At 60.0% G+C, this 19,199-nt stretch carries 18 protein-coding genes; 11 read left to right on the top strand and 7 right to left on the bottom strand.

The features are described from left to right. Positions 1-38: 38 nt before the first annotated feature. From CFBP4996_RS09065 to CFBP4996_RS09040, 6 genes are all read right to left on the bottom strand, one after another. Positions 39-1,082 carry a zinc-dependent alcohol dehydrogenase family protein gene (locus CFBP4996_RS09065; RefSeq protein ID WP_080851325.1) on the bottom strand — a complete coding sequence of 348 codons (1,044 nt, stop codon included), beginning with the start codon at positions 1,080-1,082 and terminating at the stop codon, positions 39-41. A 95-nt stretch (positions 1,083-1,177) separates the two neighbouring features. After that, on the bottom strand, positions 1,178-2,236 hold the full coding sequence (locus CFBP4996_RS09060; protein ID WP_080851327.1) for an ABC transporter ATP-binding protein: 1,059 nt from the start codon (positions 2,234-2,236) through the stop codon (positions 1,178-1,180). Between the two features lie 12 nt (positions 2,237-2,248). After that, complete coding sequence (locus CFBP4996_RS09055) at positions 2,249-3,031, bottom strand: ABC transporter permease (RefSeq protein ID WP_080851329.1); 783 nt, start codon at positions 3,029-3,031, stop codon at positions 2,249-2,251. Then, the gene (locus CFBP4996_RS09050) at positions 3,028-3,912 is read right to left on the bottom strand and encodes an ABC transporter permease (RefSeq protein ID WP_020813650.1); all 885 of its coding nucleotides are present in this window, start codon (positions 3,910-3,912) and stop codon (positions 3,028-3,030) included. The genes CFBP4996_RS09055 and CFBP4996_RS09050 overlap by 4 nt, the downstream gene beginning before the upstream one ends. 101 nt (positions 3,913-4,013) lie before the next feature. Further along, a complete protein-coding gene (locus CFBP4996_RS09045; RefSeq protein WP_080851332.1) occupies positions 4,014-5,120 on the bottom strand; it encodes an ABC transporter substrate-binding protein in 1,107 nt (368 codons plus the stop codon). Between the two features lie 291 nt (positions 5,121-5,411). Next, positions 5,412-6,290, bottom strand: a complete 879-nt coding sequence (locus tag CFBP4996_RS09040) for a MurR/RpiR family transcriptional regulator (protein ID WP_080851335.1) — start codon at positions 6,288-6,290, stop codon at positions 5,412-5,414. A gap of 175 nt (positions 6,291-6,465) precedes the next feature. Between CFBP4996_RS09040 and CFBP4996_RS09035 the strand changes: the two genes are divergently transcribed. The 9 genes from CFBP4996_RS09035 (at position 6,466) to CFBP4996_RS08995 (ending at position 16,270) form a co-directional block, all read left to right on the top strand. After that, positions 6,466-7,239: an N-formylglutamate amidohydrolase gene (locus CFBP4996_RS09035; RefSeq protein WP_080851340.1), complete on the top strand. Its 774-nt coding sequence runs from the start codon at positions 6,466-6,468 to the stop codon at positions 7,237-7,239. Between the two features lie 213 nt (positions 7,240-7,452). Next, positions 7,453-8,967 (top strand): amino acid permease, encoded by a 1,515-nt coding sequence (locus tag CFBP4996_RS09030; protein ID WP_003522809.1) that lies wholly within the window; start codon positions 7,453-7,455, stop codon positions 8,965-8,967. 69 nt (positions 8,968-9,036) lie between these two features. After that, positions 9,037-10,404 carry a glutamine synthetase family protein gene (locus tag CFBP4996_RS09025; RefSeq protein ID WP_003494807.1) on the top strand — a complete coding sequence of 456 codons (1,368 nt, stop codon included), beginning with the start codon at positions 9,037-9,039 and terminating at the stop codon, positions 10,402-10,404. Positions 10,405-10,422: 18 nt separating this feature from the next. Beyond that, a complete protein-coding gene (locus CFBP4996_RS09020) occupies positions 10,423-11,811 on the top strand; it encodes an aldehyde dehydrogenase family protein (protein WP_080851342.1) in 1,389 nt (462 codons plus the stop codon). Then, a complete protein-coding gene (locus CFBP4996_RS09015) occupies positions 11,808-12,953 on the top strand; it encodes an iron-containing alcohol dehydrogenase (RefSeq protein ID WP_080851344.1) in 1,146 nt (381 codons plus the stop codon). Before CFBP4996_RS09020 ends, CFBP4996_RS09015 begins: the two co-directional genes overlap by 4 nt. Before the next feature lie 18 nt (positions 12,954-12,971). Next, the gene (locus CFBP4996_RS09010; RefSeq protein WP_080851346.1) at positions 12,972-13,346 is read left to right on the top strand and encodes a hypothetical protein; all 375 of its coding nucleotides are present in this window, start codon (positions 12,972-12,974) and stop codon (positions 13,344-13,346) included. A gap of 162 nt (positions 13,347-13,508) precedes the next feature. Then, positions 13,509-14,225, top strand: coding sequence for an AAA family ATPase (locus tag CFBP4996_RS09005; RefSeq protein WP_080851348.1), 717 nt, complete (start codon positions 13,509-13,511; stop codon positions 14,223-14,225). Between the two features lie 145 nt (positions 14,226-14,370). Continuing rightward, positions 14,371-15,018 carry a TetR/AcrR family transcriptional regulator gene (locus CFBP4996_RS09000; RefSeq protein ID WP_080853121.1) on the top strand — a complete coding sequence of 216 codons (648 nt, stop codon included), beginning with the start codon at positions 14,371-14,373 and terminating at the stop codon, positions 15,016-15,018. 46 nt (positions 15,019-15,064) lie between these two features. After that, positions 15,065-16,270, top strand: coding sequence for an MFS transporter (locus CFBP4996_RS08995; protein WP_170988569.1), 1,206 nt, complete (start codon positions 15,065-15,067; stop codon positions 16,268-16,270). Positions 16,271-16,338: 68 nt separating this feature from the next. Here the strand turns inward: CFBP4996_RS08995 and CFBP4996_RS08990 are convergent, their stop codons facing one another. Further along, on the bottom strand, positions 16,339-17,730 hold the full coding sequence (locus tag CFBP4996_RS08990) for a L,D-transpeptidase family protein (protein WP_080851352.1): 1,392 nt from the start codon (positions 17,728-17,730) through the stop codon (positions 16,339-16,341). A 156-nt stretch (positions 17,731-17,886) separates the two neighbouring features. Between CFBP4996_RS08990 and CFBP4996_RS08985 the strand changes: the two genes are divergently transcribed. Continuing rightward, the gene (locus CFBP4996_RS08985; RefSeq protein ID WP_080851355.1) at positions 17,887-18,720 is read left to right on the top strand and encodes an aldose 1-epimerase family protein; all 834 of its coding nucleotides are present in this window, start codon (positions 17,887-17,889) and stop codon (positions 18,718-18,720) included. A gap of 117 nt (positions 18,721-18,837) precedes the next feature. Next, on the top strand, positions 18,838-19,176 hold the full coding sequence (locus CFBP4996_RS08980) for a protein tyrosine phosphatase family protein (RefSeq protein WP_003494827.1): 339 nt from the start codon (positions 18,838-18,840) through the stop codon (positions 19,174-19,176). The last annotated feature ends 23 nt before the right edge of the window (positions 19,177-19,199 follow it).

Genomic DNA, 19,199 nt, shown 5'->3' with positions numbered 1-19,199 from the left:
CGAAATCCCTAAACCTCAGACGGTCTCAGGAGCCTGCACTATTCGAACCGGTCGATGATGCTGATGCCGCTTTCCCTGAAGCTGTCCATGGCGGGCAGGGCGGTTGCTGCCTCGGAAAGCGTGATGTGGCGGCCGATCAGCTTTTCCGGCGCGAGCCTGCCGCTTTCGATCATCGCCAACATGTCCTCGTAACGCCATGCCTGCATGCCGTGGCTGCCGTAAATCTCCAGTTCATGTGCGATCACCCGCGCCATGGGAATGGCGGGCATGGCGTGGTCTGCCAGCATCAGCCCCACCTGCACATGGCGGCCGCGCCGACGCAGGTTGCTGATGGAGTTGCAGCAGGTCTGCGGGTGGCCAAGCGCATCGATCGAGACATGTGCACCGCCACCCGTCACTTCGCGTACCGCCTCGGAAACATCGGCAACCGCGCGGCTGTTGATGGTGGCGGTCGCACCCAGCTGCCGCGCAAGTTCGAGCTTGTCTTCCGCAATGTCGATGGCGACGACCTGCGCACCGAGGCCAGCGCCGATCATGATGGCGGAGAGGCCGACGCCGCCGCAGCCATGCACCGCCAGCCATTCGCCGCCCTTCAGGCGTCCCTGATCGGTCACGGCCCGGAAGGAGGTGGCGAAACGGCAGCCGAGGCCGGCGGCGGTGGCGTAACTCATCGTCTCAGGCAGATGCACGAGGTTCTGATCGGCATAGTCGATGGCGACATATTCGGCGAAGGAACCCCAATGGGTGAAGCCGGGCTGGAACTGCGTTTCGCAGACCTGCTGGTTGCCGGAGCGGCATTCATGGCAATGGCCGCAGCCGGAAACGAAGGGCACGGTAACGCGGTCGCCGGTCTTGAAGCGGGTGACGTTTTTGCCGACGGCGGCGATCACGCCTGCGAATTCGTGGCCGGGAACATGCGGCAGGCGGATATCCGGGTCATGCCCCATCCAGCCGTGCCAGTCGCTGCGGCAGAGGCCGGTCGCCTTTACCTCGATGACCACGCCGCCATCGGTCGGTTCCGGATCTGGCAGGGACGCAACAACCGGGGTCTCGCCGAACAGTTCGTAAAAAAGCGCGCGCATCATGGCCTCACATGGTTGGTATGCAGGTTCGAAGTCATACCTGCTCTACCATGTCCCGCAAATGGGCGAAGCGGTTTTGCGTCTGGAAAAGCGCTTCAGTCCTTGATGAGCATCAGGTCGCCGGCTGCGAATTTCAGCGTCACCTGCTCACCGACGGCGGGCGGTGCTGTGCCGGGATCGTTGAACATGTCGAAAGATAGGGTGGAACCGCCGAGATCGAGGCGGGTGCGGATGACGGAGCCGAGGAACTGGCTGGAGGTGACAAGGCCGGAAATGGCGACATCGCCTTTCGCATCGCCGCCGAGCGAGCCCGCTTCCGGGCGCAGGGCTAGGGTGATTTTTTCGCCGTTTGCCGCATTGACCGACTTGTGCAGGGTGATCTGCTGCTCTCCGACACGGATGGTGTTGGATGAGGAATCGACCACGGTGGCGTCGATGAGGTTCAGCGTGCCGACGAAAGAGGCGACGAAGCGGGTCGCGGGCTTGTTGTAGATATCGAAGGGGGAGCCGATCTGGTCGGCGCGGCCACCATTCATGACGACGATGCGGTCGGAAATCGACAGGGCCTCTTCCTGATCGTGGGTCACGAAAATGGTGGTGATGCCGAGTTTCTGCTGGATCTGGCGGATTTCCTCGCGCAGCGACACGCGAATCTTGGCATCGAGCGCGGAGAGCGGTTCATCCAGCAGAAGCACTTCCGGCTTCGGTGCGAGCGCGCGGGCAAGCGCCACGCGCTGCTGCTGGCCGCCCGACATCTGGTAGGGGTAACGGTCCGCCAGATGTTCCAGATGGATGAGCTGGAGCATTTCCTTCACGCGCGCATCGATCTCGGCTTTCGGCTTGCCGGCGACTTTGAGCCCGAAGGCGACGTTTTCGTAGACATTCATATTGGGGAACAGCGCATAGGCCTGGAACACCATGCCGATATTACGCTGGTTCGGTCTGAGCGCCGTCTGGTCCTTGCCGTTGATGACGATCGATCCGCCGCTCGGGGTCTCGAAGCCGGCGATCATGCGCAGCACGGTGGTCTTGCCGCAGCCCGATGGCCCGAGGAAGGAGACGAATTCGCCTTTTTCGATGGCCATGTTGAAATCATGCACGACCTGCACGGAGCCGAAGGATTTCTTGATGTTGCTAAGTGTCAAAAAGCTCATGAAATATTGTCCTCAGGCCTTGGGAGGCGCGCCCTTCTGGTAGCGTGAAACAAGTTGGATCAGACCCAGGCAACCCCAGGTGATGCCGAAGGAAATCACGGCAAGTGCGGCCGGTTCATAGGCGCGGTTGGCGCCGAGCAGCTGCATGTAGGGGCCGAAGGCCGGGCGGTTCAAAAGGGCCGCCATGGTGAATTCACCGATGACGATGGCGAAGGTCAAGAACGCACCGGACAGCACGGCGACCAGAACATTGGGCAGGATGATGCGCGAGAGGATGGTGGTCCAGCCCGCGCCGAGGCTCTGCGCCGCTTCTGTCAGTGTTGCCACATCGATGGTTCGGAGGCCGGTATCGACGGCGCGGTACATATAAGGCAAGGCCAGTGTGGCATAACCGAACATCAAAAGCAGGTTGGTGCCGAAGCTCGTGCCGGTCAGCGGCAGCCAGCTCGAGGTGTTGTAAAGCCGGATATAACCGAAGACGATGACGATGGCCGGGATGACCAGCGGCAAAAGCGTAATGAATTCGATATAGGGGCGCAGGCCCGGCAGTTTCAGGCGCACCCAATAGGCGGTGGGTACCACCAGCAGAACCCCGAAGACGATGGTGAACAGCGCCATCACCACCGAATAGCTGAAGGTTTCCTGAAAGCGCGGGTCGGTGAGCACCTTGCCATAGGCGTCGAAGGAATATTCTCCGCGCCGCATTTTCAGCGAGAAGTTGGTCATGCCGATCAGCGGCAGGGCGAAATAAAGAAGGCCGAAGACCAGCGCGCCCCAGGCGAAGAAACGCTTCATTTCAGCCACCTTTCGCTGCGGGCGCGCAGCCAGATATAAAGCGCATTGGCAATGCCGGTGACGACGATCATGCCGAAGGCAAGCGCGTAACCGAGATGCGGATTGCCGAGAACGTCGCCGCGGATCTGCGCGAAAAGCAGGATAGGCACGATGTTGAGCGAGGAGCCGGTGAGCGCAATTGCGGTCGCCACCGCGCCGAAGGCGTTGGCGAAGAGCAGCGACATGGTGCCAAGCAGCGACGGCAACAGGATGGGGAAGGCCACCATGCGCCAATATTGCAGGCCGGTCGCGCCAAGGATTTCCGCAGCCTCGCGCCATTCGCGTTTCAGCCCGTCCAGCGCCGGCGTGATGATGAGGATCATCAGCGGTATCTGGAAGAACAGATAGGTGACGGTCAGGCCCCAGAAGGACAGGATGTTGAAACCGAGCAACCTCAGATCAATGCCGATCTGCGTCTTCAGGAAGACGGTGAGAAGGCCGACCGGGCCAAGCGTGGCGATGAAGGCGAAGGCGAGCGGCACGCCGGCGAATTGCGAAGCGACGCCGGAAAAGGTCAGAAGCGGTCCGCGAATGCGCTGCGGCAATCCGCCCAGCACCACGGCGGCGGCGACGGCAAAGCCGATCAGGCAGCCCAGCGCCGCCGAGGCGAGGCTGATCTTGATCGAAATCCAGTAGGCCGCCAGGATGGAGGAGGTGAAAAGCCCGGCGATATTTTCCAGCGTGAAGCTGCCATCGGCATGCTGGAATGCGCCGATGACGATCTTCATCGTCGGCATAATCAGAAACAGCAGAACAAAAACGGCAAAAGGTACGACGCCAATCCAGTGCAGCGGCAGTTTCCTGCCCGCGTCGGATGGTCCGCCGGTGTTGGTTGATGGCATCCTTGTCCCCAAACGCCGTTTTCAAACGGTCTGTATATAAAGGTCTACATCATAAAAGAAGCACCCCGGCTTTTGATCGGCCGGGGTGCGTTTTCAACAGTTTACTTCACGTTTGCGCCGACAACGCTGTCCCAGCCACCGGTGACGGCAGCCTTGTTGGCGTCGACTTCCTCGAGTGTCGGGAAGATCGCCTTTTCATAGGCTGCTGCCGGCGGCAGGCTGTCGATCAGTTCCTGCGGAACCTTGCCGGCCTTGACCATGGCGTTGAAGCGGATCGGGTGGCAATAGCCCTTCAGCCAGCCGAGCTGACCGTCGTCGGAGTAGAGGTGTTCCATCCACAGCTTGGCAGCGTTCGGATGCGGAGCGTAAGCGGAAATGCCCTGAACGTAAACGCCTGCCAGAACGCCCTTCTCAGGAACGATGACTTCCGTCGGCGGGTTGTCGTTCAGCGTCTTCTTCCAGGAAAGGGCGTTATAGTCCCAGGCGACGATGATCGGGGTCGCGCCCTGCGCCAGCGTGCCGGCCTTGCCGATAACCGGCAGGAAGTTGCCGGCCTTGTTGAGATCGGCAAAATATTTCAGGCCGGCCTCACCGGCTTCCTTGCCGGACTTTGCGCCAGTGGCAAGACCGGCGGCGAGAACGCCGAGGATAGCCTGGTTGGAGGCGCGCGGGTCACCGGCGAGCGCTACCTGACCGGAATATTCCGGCTTCAGCAGGTCGGCCCAGTCCTTCGGCGTGTTCTTCACGAGGTCCTTGTTTACGAACATCGACATGACGCCGTAATAGTCGCCGTACCAGTAACCGTCGGCATCCTTGACGTTGTCAGGAATCTCGGACCAGGTGGAGACCTTGTAGGGCTGCAGCAGGCCTTCGGCCTTCATCTGCGGGCCGAAAGCGAGGCCGACGTCGACGACGTCAGGCGCCTGCGGGCCCTTATTGTCCTTGTTCGCCTTCACCGCTTCGACTTCGTCGGCGGAGCCGGCGTCGGGGTTCAGTTCGTTGACGGTGATTTCCGGATATTTCGCCTTGAAGGCGGCAATCACGTCGCCGTAACCGCACCAGTCGTGCGGCAGCGCGACGGTGGTCAGCATGCCTTCCTTCTTGGCGGCGGCGATCAGCTCGGCGCTCGGTTCAGCGGCGGCAATTGCGGTGGAGGCGATGACCAGTGCAGTGGTCGTAGCGAGCAGTCGGCGGCAGTGAGAGATCACTTTTTTCTCCTCTTCGTGTTCTCATATTGCGGACGCTGATACGGATTCTCGATGAAGCTAATGTGACGGCTGGATTGCAATTTATTTATCCGGATTCCGTCACTTTACGCCCGTTTTCCGCCATCACCCGGCTTTTTGCCTGCAATTGCGGGAGATTCCCCTCATGATCCGTGGTGGCCAGATACGTTCCCCAGCTTGGTTTCTTATCCTGTTTTATCGTGCTGGTAGCGATGACAGGTATCCAATCAGCGTGCGGCATCCGCGTCAAGCAAGTTGCCCGGCTATGTAGTTTCATGTTCTGTCCGGCCTGCGGAACAGCCGCGTCTGTTCGAACAGGCCTTCCAGTGCATTCATGCGTTCCCTGGTTTCATCCCAGGTGCCGTTCTGCACCGCTTCGATCAGCGCTTCGACCACGAACAGCGTGACGACCGAGGAATCCCATGCCGAGGGAGCTTCGATCCTGACACGGAAAGTGTGCAGCGCGTGGCGCGCCACCGGCGATGTCCATTGATCGGTGAAGAGAATGATCTGCACGCCATTGGCCTTGGCCACTTCGGCCAGTGTCGTCATGTCGTGCTCGTAACGGCGGATATCGAAGATAACCAGTATGTCGCCGGCGCTCATGTTCAACATATATTGCGGCCAGGCGCTGGAATTCGACGACATCAGCGTCGTCTTCGGCCGGATCACCTGCATATGGGTGAAGAAATATTCGGCAATCGCACCGGTGATGCGCCCGCCGACGAAATAGATGCTGCGCTTGCGGTCGGAAAGCAATGCCGCGACATTGTCGAAGACGGCGGTGTCGAGATCGCTCAGCGTATCGCGCAGATTGCCGGTGATGGCATCGGCGAAGCGGTTGAGAATGTGCAGGCCGGGCGCGTTGGTTGCCCAGCGGTCATGTTTGGCGATGGGGCCGGAGATCGTCGCTTCCAGTTCCTGGTGCAGATGCGCCTGAAATTCCGGATAGCCCTTGTAACCGAGTTTCTGCACCATGCGCGCCACCGTCGGCGTCGAAACGCCGGCATTTTCCGCAATGGTAGTGATGCTGCCGAGGCCGGAGACGGGGTAGTTGCCGAGCAGGCTCTCCGCCAGCCGTTTTTCCGAACGGGTCAGTGCGTCGTAATGGGCATGAATGACATCCGACACGGTCGCCGTCGTGCTGCGCAAATTTTTCCCCTTCCGGTCTTCTGCCGGTGCATGGCTAAAATAAACATCTGTGCCAGCTATCGAGTCAATGGGAAAATGAAGAGAAAATTTCAAAATTCCATTTGACACTCGCAATAATGTGAAGAATTCTTTTCGGCGTTGACGGAGCGACGGGGTTTCCGGGCGGGGTTCGTGCATGACGGTGCGGTCACGGTTTTTCACAGAAGCGGAAGGGCAGGCCGTCGGCATCGAGAATGCTGCGGCGAAGGGCGACGTCCTTCTCGTCTGCGAACATGCCTCCGCCACCATTCCGCAGAAATTCGGCACATTGGGTCTTTCGCCGGAGGTACTTTCGAGCCATGCGGCGTGGGATCCGGGCGCTCTGGCCGTTGCCCGGCTGCTTTCGGAAAAGTTTGACGCCACGCTCGTCTATCAGCGGTTTTCGCGTCTCGTCTATGATTGCAACCGGCCGCCCGAATCGCCTTCCGCCATGCCGGTGAAAAGCGAGATTTACGATATTCCCGGCAATTTCGATCTCAGCGAAGCGGAGCGGTTCGCCCGCACCTCAGCACTTTATGTGCCGTTTCATGACCGGGTGAGCGAGATCATCGCCGCGCGGCAGGCGGATGGCCGCAACGTGGTGGTGGTGACCATCCACAGTTTCACGCCGGTCTATCACGGCCGGTTCCGAAAGGTTGAGATCGGCATCCTGCACGATACCGACAGCCGCCTCGCGGATGCGATGCTGGCGGGCGCCGAAGGTGCCTCACTCACGGTCAATCGCAACGATCCCTATGGCCCGGAAGACGGCGTGACGCATACGCTGCGGCTGCATGCGCTGCCGGACGGGCTTTTGAACGTCATGATCGAGATCCGCAACGATCTCATCACCAATGAAGGAGAGCAGGCGGCAATCGCCGGTTTTCTTCACGAGCTTATGGGGAAGGCGCTCTCATCGATCGATGAGTGAGGGAGCTATGGCCGGCCGATGGTGAAAACACCGGGGCCGGCTGCCAGATGAGACTGCCGACATTCAAGGAAAGCCGGAAAGGCATGAAGCGGCAAGGGAACAGCAAGTGCGTGCGGCACAACGCGGAAACCTTCCGCAGGTGCTGAAAACTGGGGCACAATCGGCCAATAACGGCTGACTGGCTTGTTTTTTTCTTATTCAGGAGAGAAGGGCATGGACAGTTCATCGTCAGGCGTCAGCTACAAGAAGGCTGATGCATCCTATTTCGAAAAACGCGGACTATCCCGTTATGCGGGCGTGTGGTCGCTCTGGTCGCTCGGCGTCGGCGCGGTCATTTCCGGGCATTTTTCCGGATGGAATTTCGGCTTTTCCACCGGCGGCTGGGGCGGCATGCTGGTGGCCGGCATCATCATCGCCATCATGTATCTCGGGCTGACATTTTCGATTGCGGAAATGAGCCCGGCCTTGCCGCATACGGGTGCGGCCTATTCCTTCGCCCGCACGGCCATGGGCCCATGGGGCGGCTTCATCACCGGGCTTTGCGAGAATGTGGAATATGTGCTGACGCCGGCGGTCGTCGTCACCTTCATCACGGCCTATGTGAACTCCATTCTTGGCCTCGACCCCGCTTATTCACCCTTCGTGTGGATAGCGTTTTATGCGATATTCCTTGCGCTTAATGTCTTCGGGCTTGAGCTTTCCTTCAAAGTGACGCTGGTTATCACGCTGATTTCGCTTGCCGTTCTGGTGTTCTTCTGGATCAGCGCCATTCCCAACATCGATTTTTCGCGTTTCGCGCTCAATATCGGTGTCGGCCCTGACGGCAAGGCGGTGGAGCTGCCGGAGGGCGGCGGTTCCTTCTTCCCCTTCGGGTTCTCGGGCGTTCTCGCCACGCTGCCTTTCGCGGTCTGGCTGTTCCTTGCCATCGAGCAATTGCCGCTGGCGGCGGAAGAATCGGTCGATCCCAAGCGCGACATGCCGAAGGGCATCATTCTCGGCATGGTGACGCTGATGGTTTCGGCCTTCATGATCGTGCTGCTCAACCCGTCTTTGCCGGGCGTCGGCGCCTTCCATCTCAGCTCCTCGCTTGAGCCGCTGCTCGATGGTTTCAAGGCGATCTATGGCGATGGCGGCGTGGTGGTGCTGGGTCTCGTCGCGCTTACCGGCCTGATCGCCAGCTTCCATACGATCCTTTATGCACAGGGCCGGCAGATTTATTCGCTGTCGCGTGCGGGTTACTTCCCGACCGTGCTGTCGATCACCCATTCCAAATACCGCACGCCATATGTTGCCAACATCACCGGCGCGATTGTCGGCTTGGCGGTCATGCTCGTCATCTGGTTCGCGCTGGGTGCGGAACAGGGCGGCAGCATCATCGGCAGCGTGCTTTTGAACATGGCCGTGTTCGGTGCGATGTTCTCCTACATCATGCAGGCGATTTCCTTCATCCTGCTCAGGAAGAACCTGCCGCATATCGAGCGGCCGTTCCGTTCGCCCTTCGGCATTCCGGGCGCGGTGCTGACGGTCATCATCGCCATCGTCACGCTGCTCTACCAGATCCAGGATCCGAACTTCACCAAGGGCGTGCTCTGGGTTGCGGTCTGGTTTGCCGTGGCGATCGCCTACTTCGCCTTTGTCGGACGCCACCGTCTCATCCTCTCGCCGGAAGAGGAATTCGCGCTGGAGCACAAGCAGGCTGCGGTTGCCGCAGCGGCTGCAAAGGCCTGATGCTCAAAAAACGAAACGGGCGGCCGCATCCCGGCCGCCCGGTCGCCACAATAAAAGGGAACGGACAAAATGACGAGCTACACATTCGACGCGCTTAAAATGGATGTCGCCGAGGGGCGCATCGACACGGTTCTGGCCTGCCTTGTCGACATGCAGGGGCGTCTGATGGGCAAACGGTTCCAGGCGGAATTCTTCGTTGAAAGCGCCTTTGAGGAAACCCATAGCTGCAATTACGTGCTTGCCACCGACATGGAGATGGAAACCGTTCCCGGTTACAAATCCTCCAGTTGGGAAAAGGGTTATGGCGACTATGTGCTGAAACCCGATCTTTCGACGCTGCGGCGCGTGCCGTGGCTGGAAGGCACGGCGCTGGTGCTGTGCGATGTGCTCGATCATCACACCCATGAAGAAGTGCCGCATTCGCCTCGCGCGCTCCTGAAAAAGCAGGTGGCGCGGCTGGAGGCCATGGGGCTGAAGGCCTATATGGCGACCGAACTGGAATTTTTCCTGTTCGACCAGACCTTCGACGCGGCACGCGCTAACGGTTACAAGGGCCTGAACCTCGCCAGCGGTTATAATGAGGATTACCATATCTTCCAGACGACCAAGGAAGAGGATGTCATGCGGGCGCTGCGCAAGGGCCTGCAAGGCGCCGGCATTCCGGTCGAGAATTCCAAGGGCGAAGCGTCCGCAGGTCAGGCGGAAATCAATGTGCGTTATGCCGATGCGCTGACCATGGCCGACCGGCATGCCATCATCAAGAACGCCACCAAGGAGATCGCCTGGTCCAAGGGCAAGGCGGTGACGTTCCTCGCCAAGTGGAATTACAACGCCGCCGGCAGTTCCTCGCATATTCACCAGTCGCTGTGGAGCGCCGACGGCAAGACGCCTGCTTTCCTCGACAAGGACGCCAAACACGGCATGTCGGAGTTGATGCGGCATTATGTTGCCGGGCTTCTCGCCCATGCCAGCGAGATCACCTATTTCCTCGCGCCCTATATCAATTCCTACAAGCGGTTCATGGCCGGCACCTTTGCGCCCACCAAGGCGATCTGGAGCCTCGACAACCGCACGGCGGGATATCGTCTCTGCGGCGAAGGCACCAAGGGCATCCGCATCGAATGCCGCGTTGGTGGCTCCGATCTCAATCCCTATCTCGCCATGGCGGCTTTGCTTGCGGCAGGCATTGACGGCATCGAAAATAAACTCGAACTTGAGCCCGCTTTTGTCGGCGATGCCTATGGTGGCAAGGACGTGCGCGAGATACCCAAGACCCTGCGTGACGCCACTGCCTTTCTGGACGGATCGAAAATGCTGCGCAACGCCTTTGGCGACGATGTGATCGATCACTATGTCCATGCCGGACGATGGGAGCAGGAAGAATACGACCGCCGCGTGACCGACTGGGAAGTGGCGCGCGGTTTCGAACGAGCCTAATCATTACGGGAAAACATCATGACCATGATCCAGAATATCTCGCCCATCGACGGCTCGATTTATGCCGAGCGGGAGGCGATGTCGCTGGAGGCGGCGCGCGCCGCCGTTTCGAAGGCACGCAAGGCGCAAAAGGACTGGGCGCGGCGTCCGCTTGAGGACCGCGTTCAGCTGGTGCTGAAGGGCGTCGCCCGCCTCAATGAAATGGTGGCGGAGGTGGTGCCGGAACTGGCGCACATGATGGGCCGTCCGGTGCGTTACGGCGGCGAGTTCAAAGGCTTCAACGAGCGCTCCAACTATGTCGCCTCCATCGCCGCCGATGCGCTGGCGCCGCTCGTCATCGAGGAAAGCGGCAATTTCGAACGCCGCATCGAGCGCGAGGCGCATGGCGTGGTCTTCGTCATCGCGCCGTGGAACTATCCCTACATGACGGCGATCAACACTGTCGCGCCCGCTTTGATGGCCGGCAATACGGTGGTCATCAAACATGCGGCGCAGACGCTGCTGGTGGGCGAGCGCATGGTGCGGGCTTTCGTCGAGGCCGGTGTGCCTGACGATGTCTTCATCAATGTTTTCCTCGACCATGGCACGACCTCGGCACTGATTTCCGAGGGCCTGTTCAATTTCGTCAATTTCACCGGTTCGGTGGAAGGCGGTCGCGCCATCGAGCGCGCCGCGGCTGGCACCTTCACCGGCCTCGGGCTTGAACTCGGCGGCAAGGATCCTGGCTACGTGATGGAGGATGCCGATCTCGACGCCGCCGTCGATACGCTGATGGATGGCGCGACCTATAATTCCGGGCAATGCTGCTGCGGCATCGAGCGCATCTACGTCAATGAAAACCTCTATGACGCTTTTGTCGAGAAGTCCGTGGCGTGGGTGTCCAACTACAAGCTCGGCAATCCGCTGGAGCAGGAAACGACGCTCGGGCCGATGGCCAACAAGCGCTTCGCAAAGGTGGTGCGCGCGCAGGTCGCCGATGCGGTTGCCAAGGGCGCGAAGGCGCTGGTCGATTCGAAGCTTTTCCCTGCCGATGACGGCGAGAGCGCTTATGTTGCGCCGCAAGTGCTCGTCAATGTCGATCATTCGATGGAGTTCATGACCGAAGAAACCTTCGGCCCGGCCCTTGGCATCATGAAAGTGAAGAATGACGACGAAGCCATCGCGCTGATGAATGACAGCAAATACGGGCTGACCGCCTCGCTGTGGACGCAGGATGCCGCCCGGGCCGGGCGCATCGGCCGCGAAATCGAAACCGGAACCGTGTTCATGAACCGCGCGGATTATCTCGATCCCGCCCTTTGCTGGACCGGCGTGAAGGAAACCGGTCGTGGCGGCTCGCTCTCCGTCCTCGGTTTCCAGAACCTGACCCGCCCGAAATCCTACCATCTGAAGAAAGTCACGAAATGAATATCGTCGCCAACTGGAGCTATCCCACCGCCGTCAAGCTTGGCCGTGGCCGGATCAAGGAACTGGCGGAAGCCTGCAAGACGCTCGGCATCAGGAAGCCGCTTCTCGTGACGGATCGCGGCCTTGCCAATATGGCGATCACCGCGCATGCGCTCGATGTGCTGGAAGAGGCAGGCCTCGGCCGGGCGATCTTCGCCGATGTCGATCCGAACCCCAACGAGATCAACATGGAAGCCGGCGTGAAGGCCTATCGCGATGGCGGCCATGACGGTGTCGTTGCTTTCGGCGGGGGCTCTGGCCTTGATCTCGGCAAGACCATTGCCTTCATGGCTGGGCAGACACGCCCGGTTTGGGATTTCGAAGATGTCGGCGACTGGTGGACACGGGCGGATGCCGCCAAGATCGCGCCCATCGTCGCCGTGCCGACGACGGCGGGCACCGGTTCGGAAGTCGGCCGCGCCAGCGTCATCACCAATTCGCAGACCCATGTGAAGAAGATCATCTTCCATCCGAAGCTCTTGCCCGGCGTCGTCATCTGCGATCCGGAACTGACGGTCGGAATGCCGAAGGTCATCACGGCGGGCACGGGCATGGATGCCTTTGCCCATTGCCTCGAGGCCTATTCGTCGCCCTTCTATCACCCGATGAGCGCCGGTGTGGCGCTGGAGGGCCTGCGTCTTGTCAAGGAATTCCTGCCGCGCGCCTATAAGGACGGCACGGATATCGAGGCGCGCACCAATATGATGGCGGCGGCGGCGATGGGGGCGGTTGCCTTCCAGAAGGGTCTCGGCGCCATTCACTCGCTCTCGCACCCGATCGGCGCGGTCTACAACACCCATCACGGCATGACCAATGCCGTCGTCATGCCGGCGGTGCTGCGCTTCAACCGCCCCGCCATCGAAGACAAGATTGCCCGCGCGGCCGCCTATCTCGGCATTTCCGGCGGTTTCGACGGCTTCTATGACTATGTGCTGGAGCTTCGCAGGGAACTCGGCGTGCCGGAAAACCTGACCGCCATGGGCATCAAGCCCGATCGTATCGACGAACTGGCGGCGGAAGCGATCAAGGACCCGAGCTGCGGCGGTAATCCGGTGCCGATGACGCTGGAGAATACGAAGAAGTTGTTCGAGGACTGCTTTTAAGGGGTCGTTGTGGCAACCATGAGATTTTCATCATTTTCGCCATTGCTGGCAGTGGCGTTCTTAAGTCTGCCTTATGTGGCGCAGGCCGCTTCTTTTAAGGAGCTTTCCGGTCAGGGTTACAAAGTCGGAACCCTATCGAGCAACAAGGCGGGAATCCGGGGATGGAACTTGTCCAAGGGCTCCGACCGCTATTTCTGTGAGATGCGCGCGACTATGGCGTATTCCGGAAAGAATGGCATGGTATCCTTCACTAGCGCCGGCCGCATGATCACGCTTGATCGTGCAACAGTTGAGAAAAGCCTGGGCAGTTCCCTGAATTTGCCAAAGTACGAAGATCTCAAAGCCGGCCGCCTGCGCGCGGACGATGTCGGGTCCTGCCGAAAGCTGGCGTGATCAATCGGATGACAGAAGCCCGCGATTTATCGCGGGCTTTTTGTTGTCCCCAAAAACGATCTTAGTCTTTTATTAACCCTGTTCGTTAAGGTTATGGAAAGCACCATGAATTGCTTCGGTGCGTGAATGAGCATGAAACGGCTCTGACCAACAGGGGGTGTCATGTCAGTCATCACTTTCGCCAATACCAAGGGCGGTGCCGGAAAAACGACCGCCGTGCTGCTTCTGGCGACCGAACTCGCCCGCAGCGGCCACCGTGTGATGGTTCTGGATGCCGATCCGCAATTGTGGATTTCCCGCTGGCACGACTTGTCCGGCGAGATCGAAAATCTCTCGGTGATTTCGCATGTGACGATGGCTTCGCTTGAAGGCCATATTCGCGAGAATAAAACCAATACCGACTGTTTCATCATCGACCTGCCTGGGTCGAAAAGCCCTCTGCTGACCATGGCACTCGGTATTTCCGATCACGTGCTGATCCCGGTGCAGGGCTCAGCCATGGATGCGCGCGGCGCTGCCGAGGTTCTGGATCACATCGAATTCCTGAACCGCAAGATGGGCAAGGCTATCGCCCATTCCATCGTCCTGACACGGGTCAACGCCATGGTGGCGACGCGCTCCCTGCTGCTCGTCAAAATGCTGTTGGCGGAAAAGAACGTCTCGGTGCTCAATACGCCGATTGTCGAGAGAGCGGCCTATCGCGATATTTTCGACTATGGCGGCACGCTTCTCTGTCTCGATAAGGACAAGGTCAGCAATATCGACAAGGCGGTGGAGAACGCGAAAGCCTTCGCCACCGAAGTCGTCGGCCTGCTGCCGAAACGTCTTTTGCGGCTCGGCACGCAACCCGCGCGCCTTTTCACCCGCAAGGCTGCCTGAAACATTGATTTCGGTGTTCTATCCGTCTGCGGTCTTCATCACCGCAGACGGATGGTAATGCCTTGGACCATTGGCCGCCGTTGAGCTTGTCCGGGCATCAGTCGATGCTTTTCTGGGACGGTTTCATTATTCGCTTGATTTGGAAATGATCGTTTCCTATATTCCGGCCATGAGCGATATCAACCAGACCCATTCACCGGAACAGCGCCATCGCGGCAGGCCGCGCGAGTTTGACGTCGACCGTGCGCTCGATGGGGCGATCCGCGTTTTTTCGCGACGCGGTTATCATGCCACCTCCGTCGGTGATCTCACCGATGCGATGGAACTGGCGCAGGGCAGTCTTTACAAGGCTTTCAAGGACAAAAAGGCCATCTTCATCGCCACGATGGAACGCTACAGGATCGTGCAGACCGAGCGTTTCGAGGCGGCGGTGGCCGGTTTCGATACCGGTTATGAGCGCGTTAGGGCGGGCCTGATGTTCTATGCGGAACGGTCATATGGCGGTGTCGGCTCTGACGGATGTCTGGTGGTTGGTGCTGCTGCCGATCTGGCGGCTCTGGATGACGATATTGCAATCGTGGTCGAGCGGGCCGTGAAGGCGAGGGAGCGAATTGTCGCCCGCCTCGTTGCCGAAGGGCAGAAGGATGGTTCCGTGCGTTCGAAGGCCGATCCCGACGATCTCGCCCGGGCGATGCTGTGCATGATGTACGGCATGCGCGTGGTGGGAAAGACGGGGCGCAGCCTCAAAGACATGGTGGCCGTGGTGGATATCGCCATGAAGCTTGCCGATTGATTTTGTGACTATTTAGGAAACGATTGTTTCCATATTGGAGAAAATGATGACGACGCGTGTAATTGAAGGGGATGATGTCGAGGCAACATCCATTTCCCCGGCCTTGACGTTCCTCTTGGCGACAGCCTGCGGACTGATTGCCGCCAATCTTTATTATGGCCAGCCGCTGGCCGGCATCATTGGGGCGGAACTCGGTCTTTCTGCCGGTGCGACGGGGCTGATCGTGACCCTGACCCAGATCGGTTACGGTATCGGCCTGCTGTTTGTCGTGCCGCTCGGCGATCTCGTTGAAAACCGCAAGCTGGTGGTCGGTTCCGTCTCGATGGCGGTGCTTTCCCTTGTGGCAGCGGCATTCGCGCCGCATGCGGCCCCGTTTCTGATTGCGGCCTTTCTGGTCGGCGTCAGTTCCGTGGCGGTGCAGGTCATCGTTCCCTATGCCGCCCATATGGCGCCGCACGCCATTCGCGGCCGGGTGGTCGGCAATGTCATGAGCGGGCTGATGGCCGGCATCATGCTGGCGCGGCCGGTTTCCAGCCTGCTGTCGGAAGTGGTCTCCTGGCGGGGTGTGTTTCTGACCTCGGCGGCCGTCATGGCGCTTCTTGCCGTGGTGCTTTTCCGGCTTCTGCCCGCCCGTATGCCCGATGCGCGGCTGAGCTATGGGGCCTTGATGGCTTCGATGGGCCGGCTGGCGCTGCACACGCCGATCCTGCGGCGGCGGGCGATCTATCACGCCTTCCTGTTTGCGGCCTTCAGCCTGTTCTGGACCACGACGCCGCTTTATCTGAGCGGACCGCATTTCAATCTGAGCCAGGGTGAGATCGCGCTTTTCGCACTGGCCGGTGCGGCCGGCACCGTGGCCGCGCCGATTGCCGGGCGGATGGCTGATCGTGGCTGGACGCGTGCGGCCACCTTCTTTGCCCTGGTGGCTGTGGCGCTCTCTTTCGCCGTCACGCATGTTGCGCCCGAAGGCTCGCATCTGGCGCTCGCCATTCTGGTCGTCGCCGCCATCGTTCTGGATTTCGGCGTCACCACCAATCTGGTGCTTGGCCAGCGTGCCATCTTCACGCTCGGAGCGGAATTCCGCAGCCGCCTGAACGGCATCTATATGGCGACGTTCTTCATGGGCGGCGCAATCGGTTCCGCCGTCGGCGGCTGGGCCTATGCCGTCGGCGAATGGCAAGCCGCCTCGTGGATCGGCTTCGCCTTGCCGGTGGCAGCCCTGCTTTATTTCCTCACGGAAAAACGGGACTGAAACGCGATTAAATGAAAAAAGCCCGGCGGACCAAACCGCCGGGCTTTTTCTTTTTCTTTCGGTCGATCCTATTCCGCGAATTCGACCACCACGCCGGGGCGGACCATTTTCGCCAGTTCGGTCGCATCCCAGTTGGTCAGGCGGATACAGCCGTGGCTGTTGGTCTTGCCGATCTTCGAGGGTTCCGGCGTGCCGTGAATGCCATAGGTCGGCTTCGACAGGGCAATCCAGACGGTGCCGACGGGACCATTCGGACCCGGCGGAATCTGCAGGATCTTGTCGTTCTGGCCCTGCTTGAAGTTGATCTTCGGATTATAGGTATAGCCGGGATTGAGCGCGATGCGCTCCACCGTGTGCGTGCCGCTCGGCGAGGGCGTATCCGTGGAACCAATGGTGGCCGGATAGGCGGCGATGAGGTTGCCGTCCTGACCGTAAGCGAAGACCTGCTTGATGCCCTTATGTGCTACGATGCGGGCCACCTGTCCCTTTTTTGTCTCGCCCGGATTGACGACCTTGATGATGGTGCCGGGCACGGAGAAATCGATGCCGGGGTTGAGTTCCTTCAGATAGTTCTCATCCATGTGGAAGCGTTCGGCGAGCGCTTCCGAAGTCGAGGTGAAGGAGAGGGCAGGCAGTTGCGACTTCTCGGCATAGTCGTCCGGGATGGAGGCGACATAGGGGCCGGCGGCGTCGGCGGCGGTGATGGTGTAGTCGACAATAGGCATGCCGCCGGAAGCGCGCAGACGCTCCAGAATGTCATCGGAATTGTTGGGGTCGAGCTTCTCGCCGGTCATGTCCTGCCAGGCGGCAATCGCCTTGTTGACGTTGTCGCCCATCTTGCCGTCGATCACGCCGGGCGAGATGCCTTCACGGTCGAGGAATGTCTGGAGCGCGACGATTTCCTGGCGGGAACGGTTTACCGGCGTGGTAACAGGGGTGTGGCGCTCGATCAGATGCTCGGGTTGGGGAACGGCGGCGGTTGTGCTTTCCCCCGGCATCGGCTGGCCGAGCGGGCCGCTTTCCACCGCACCGGGTGCGGGAACGGAGCCGGTGTAGAAATTGTCGTCGGAACCATCGCCGCGATATTCGCGGTAGTCGCGCACGCTGCCATTGTCCTGATAACCGTAGTCGCGTTGCGGCTCACGATATTGGCCGCCGGGAGCGGGCGGATAATAGGTGGTGTCGCGCTGGCGCACCTGCTGCTGCCGTTGCTGATAGCCGGAAGGCATTTCGGTGGCCAGGAGATTGCCGTACTGGTCGTAAAACACCGTGCGTCCCATCGCATCGCGGCTGATGACGATATCCCCGCGTTCGGGCATGAAGTCGAGCACGCGACCATCAGGGGTCACCAGCATTGTCTGCTGATCGCCATAACGCTGCTGCGCGCCAGCCTGTAGCGGGGCGAAAACCGCCACTACCGCGACTGTCAGACCCAGAGCTGCGTTAAGAAACTGTTTCACGATTCTGCTATCCCTTGCTTCGTTCACCGATAAACACACCGCAATCTTGACCCTATTGTGAAAAAGGTGAATTCGCGGTTAATGCAATCTTAATTTCCGTCACGGTTAGTAGCGTTTCCGTGAAGCATGCGTTTTTAGGGTCACAGGGAGGTTATCTTGCGTTCGTTTCAGGCTGGCAGATCGCCACGCATTTTCCTCGATGAAACCTCCGTTTTCGATATCGGCGCCTGCGTCGTCGATGGTATCGACATTGCGCCCGGCCGCGCCATTCCCGACGATGGCGATGCGCGCATCGACCACTCGCTGGAAGGCTTTCTGTTCACCTGCGGCCCCGACCATATCCGCCATCCCGAACCGATCGATGGTGATGGCGAAGGGCGTCGATATCCGCTGCATGGATCCTTTTCCTCCCATCCCGCGACGATCATCGCGTTCGATGTTCACGAGTCCAATGCATTGGCGCGCGTCGAGGTTCCCGTGAAGCTTGCCGATGGCGGCACGGCACTTCTGGAACGGACATGGCGTATCGACGGGGAAAGCGGCGAAGTCAGCCTCGATGATAAGATCGTCAACACCTCGGCGCGGCCGATCCCGGTGTTTCTGATGTATCACATGAATATCGGCGCACGCCTCTTCGACGATGCCGTGCGGCTTGAAGGCGCGATGTTTGACGGTGGCGGCCACGGCTGGCGTTTCGGCGAAGAGCCGGGCACCGTTTTCTGCGTTCCCGCCGGTGATGACGAGTGGGCGTCGCTCGCGCTCGGACCGATTGCGGCTATCGGCGGGAAGACGCTGACCGTGCGTTTTCGCACGGAAACGCTGCCCTATCTGCAGATGTGGCGCAACCAGCAGGCGCCGGCCAATGTGCTCGGCATCGAGCCGGTATCGCATCGCTGGGTGGGGCGCAGGGAGCTTGAGGCGGCCGGCGAGTTCAATATTCTCCAGCCGGGCGAAAGCCGTTCCTTCGGCCTGCGCTTTTCCATCCTCTGAACTGTAGCGAATGACGGTGCGCCATCATTGACGCACGGGGTTTGACCGCTTACATCGGATGCGGATTTCAAGGGTGACAGCCAGCGGCGCGGACGCCGGTTTCAGCGGAGGCATGACATGGATATCAGGCGCATAGACGACGAATATTCGGTAACGGGACAGATCAGCGTCGCCGATCTCGACGAGATCAAGGCGCTCGGCTTCAAGTCGATCGTCTGCCACCGCCCTGACGGCGAAGAAGACGGCCAGCCGCTTTTCGCCGATATTGCCGAGCGTGCCGAACAGCTTGGCCTCACCATCATGCATGTTCCGGTTGGCCGTTACGGCGTCGATGCGGACGCCGTTACCGGAATGGTGGATGCACTGGACGAATTGCAGCGCCCGATGCTCGGCTATTGCCGTTCCGGCGCGCGCTCGACGGCGATTTACGAAAAGACCCATCACCTGCGCGGCTGATTTTCCGCGCATCATTCTATTTT

It is taken from the genome of Agrobacterium leguminum (genome assembly GCF_005144435.2).
GTDB classification, from domain to species: Bacteria; Pseudomonadota; Alphaproteobacteria; order Rhizobiales; family Rhizobiaceae; genus Agrobacterium; species Agrobacterium leguminum.
Note: the sequence above shows the minus strand (reverse complement) of the source record. Positions and strands in the feature narration are given on the sequence as shown.

Coding starts and splice junctions, on each gene's coding strand:
- CFBP4996_RS09065 (WP_080851325.1), bottom strand. CDS start 1,082: ATGCGCGCGCTTTTTTACGAACTGTTCGGCGAGACCCCGGTTGTTGCG.
- CFBP4996_RS09060 (WP_080851327.1), bottom strand. CDS start 2,236: ATGAGCTTTTTGACACTTAGCAACATCAAGAAATCCTTCGGCTCCGTG.
- CFBP4996_RS09055 (WP_080851329.1), bottom strand. CDS start 3,031: ATGAAGCGTTTCTTCGCCTGGGGCGCGCTGGTCTTCGGCCTTCTTTAT.
- CFBP4996_RS09050 (WP_020813650.1), bottom strand. CDS start 3,912: ATGCCATCAACCAACACCGGCGGACCATCCGACGCGGGCAGGAAACTG.
- CFBP4996_RS09035 (WP_080851340.1), top strand. CDS start 6,466: ATGACGGTGCGGTCACGGTTTTTCACAGAAGCGGAAGGGCAGGCCGTC.
- CFBP4996_RS09030 (WP_003522809.1), top strand. CDS start 7,453: ATGGACAGTTCATCGTCAGGCGTCAGCTACAAGAAGGCTGATGCATCC.
- CFBP4996_RS09025 (WP_003494807.1), top strand. CDS start 9,037: ATGACGAGCTACACATTCGACGCGCTTAAAATGGATGTCGCCGAGGGG.
- CFBP4996_RS09020 (WP_080851342.1), top strand. CDS start 10,423: ATGACCATGATCCAGAATATCTCGCCCATCGACGGCTCGATTTATGCC.
- CFBP4996_RS09015 (WP_080851344.1), top strand. CDS start 11,808: ATGAATATCGTCGCCAACTGGAGCTATCCCACCGCCGTCAAGCTTGGC.
- CFBP4996_RS09010 (WP_080851346.1), top strand. CDS start 12,972: ATGAGATTTTCATCATTTTCGCCATTGCTGGCAGTGGCGTTCTTAAGT.
- CFBP4996_RS09005 (WP_080851348.1), top strand. CDS start 13,509: ATGTCAGTCATCACTTTCGCCAATACCAAGGGCGGTGCCGGAAAAACG.
- CFBP4996_RS09000 (WP_080853121.1), top strand. CDS start 14,371: ATGATCGTTTCCTATATTCCGGCCATGAGCGATATCAACCAGACCCAT.
- CFBP4996_RS08995 (WP_170988569.1), top strand. CDS start 15,065: ATGACGACGCGTGTAATTGAAGGGGATGATGTCGAGGCAACATCCATT.
- CFBP4996_RS08980 (WP_003494827.1), top strand. CDS start 18,838: ATGGATATCAGGCGCATAGACGACGAATATTCGGTAACGGGACAGATC.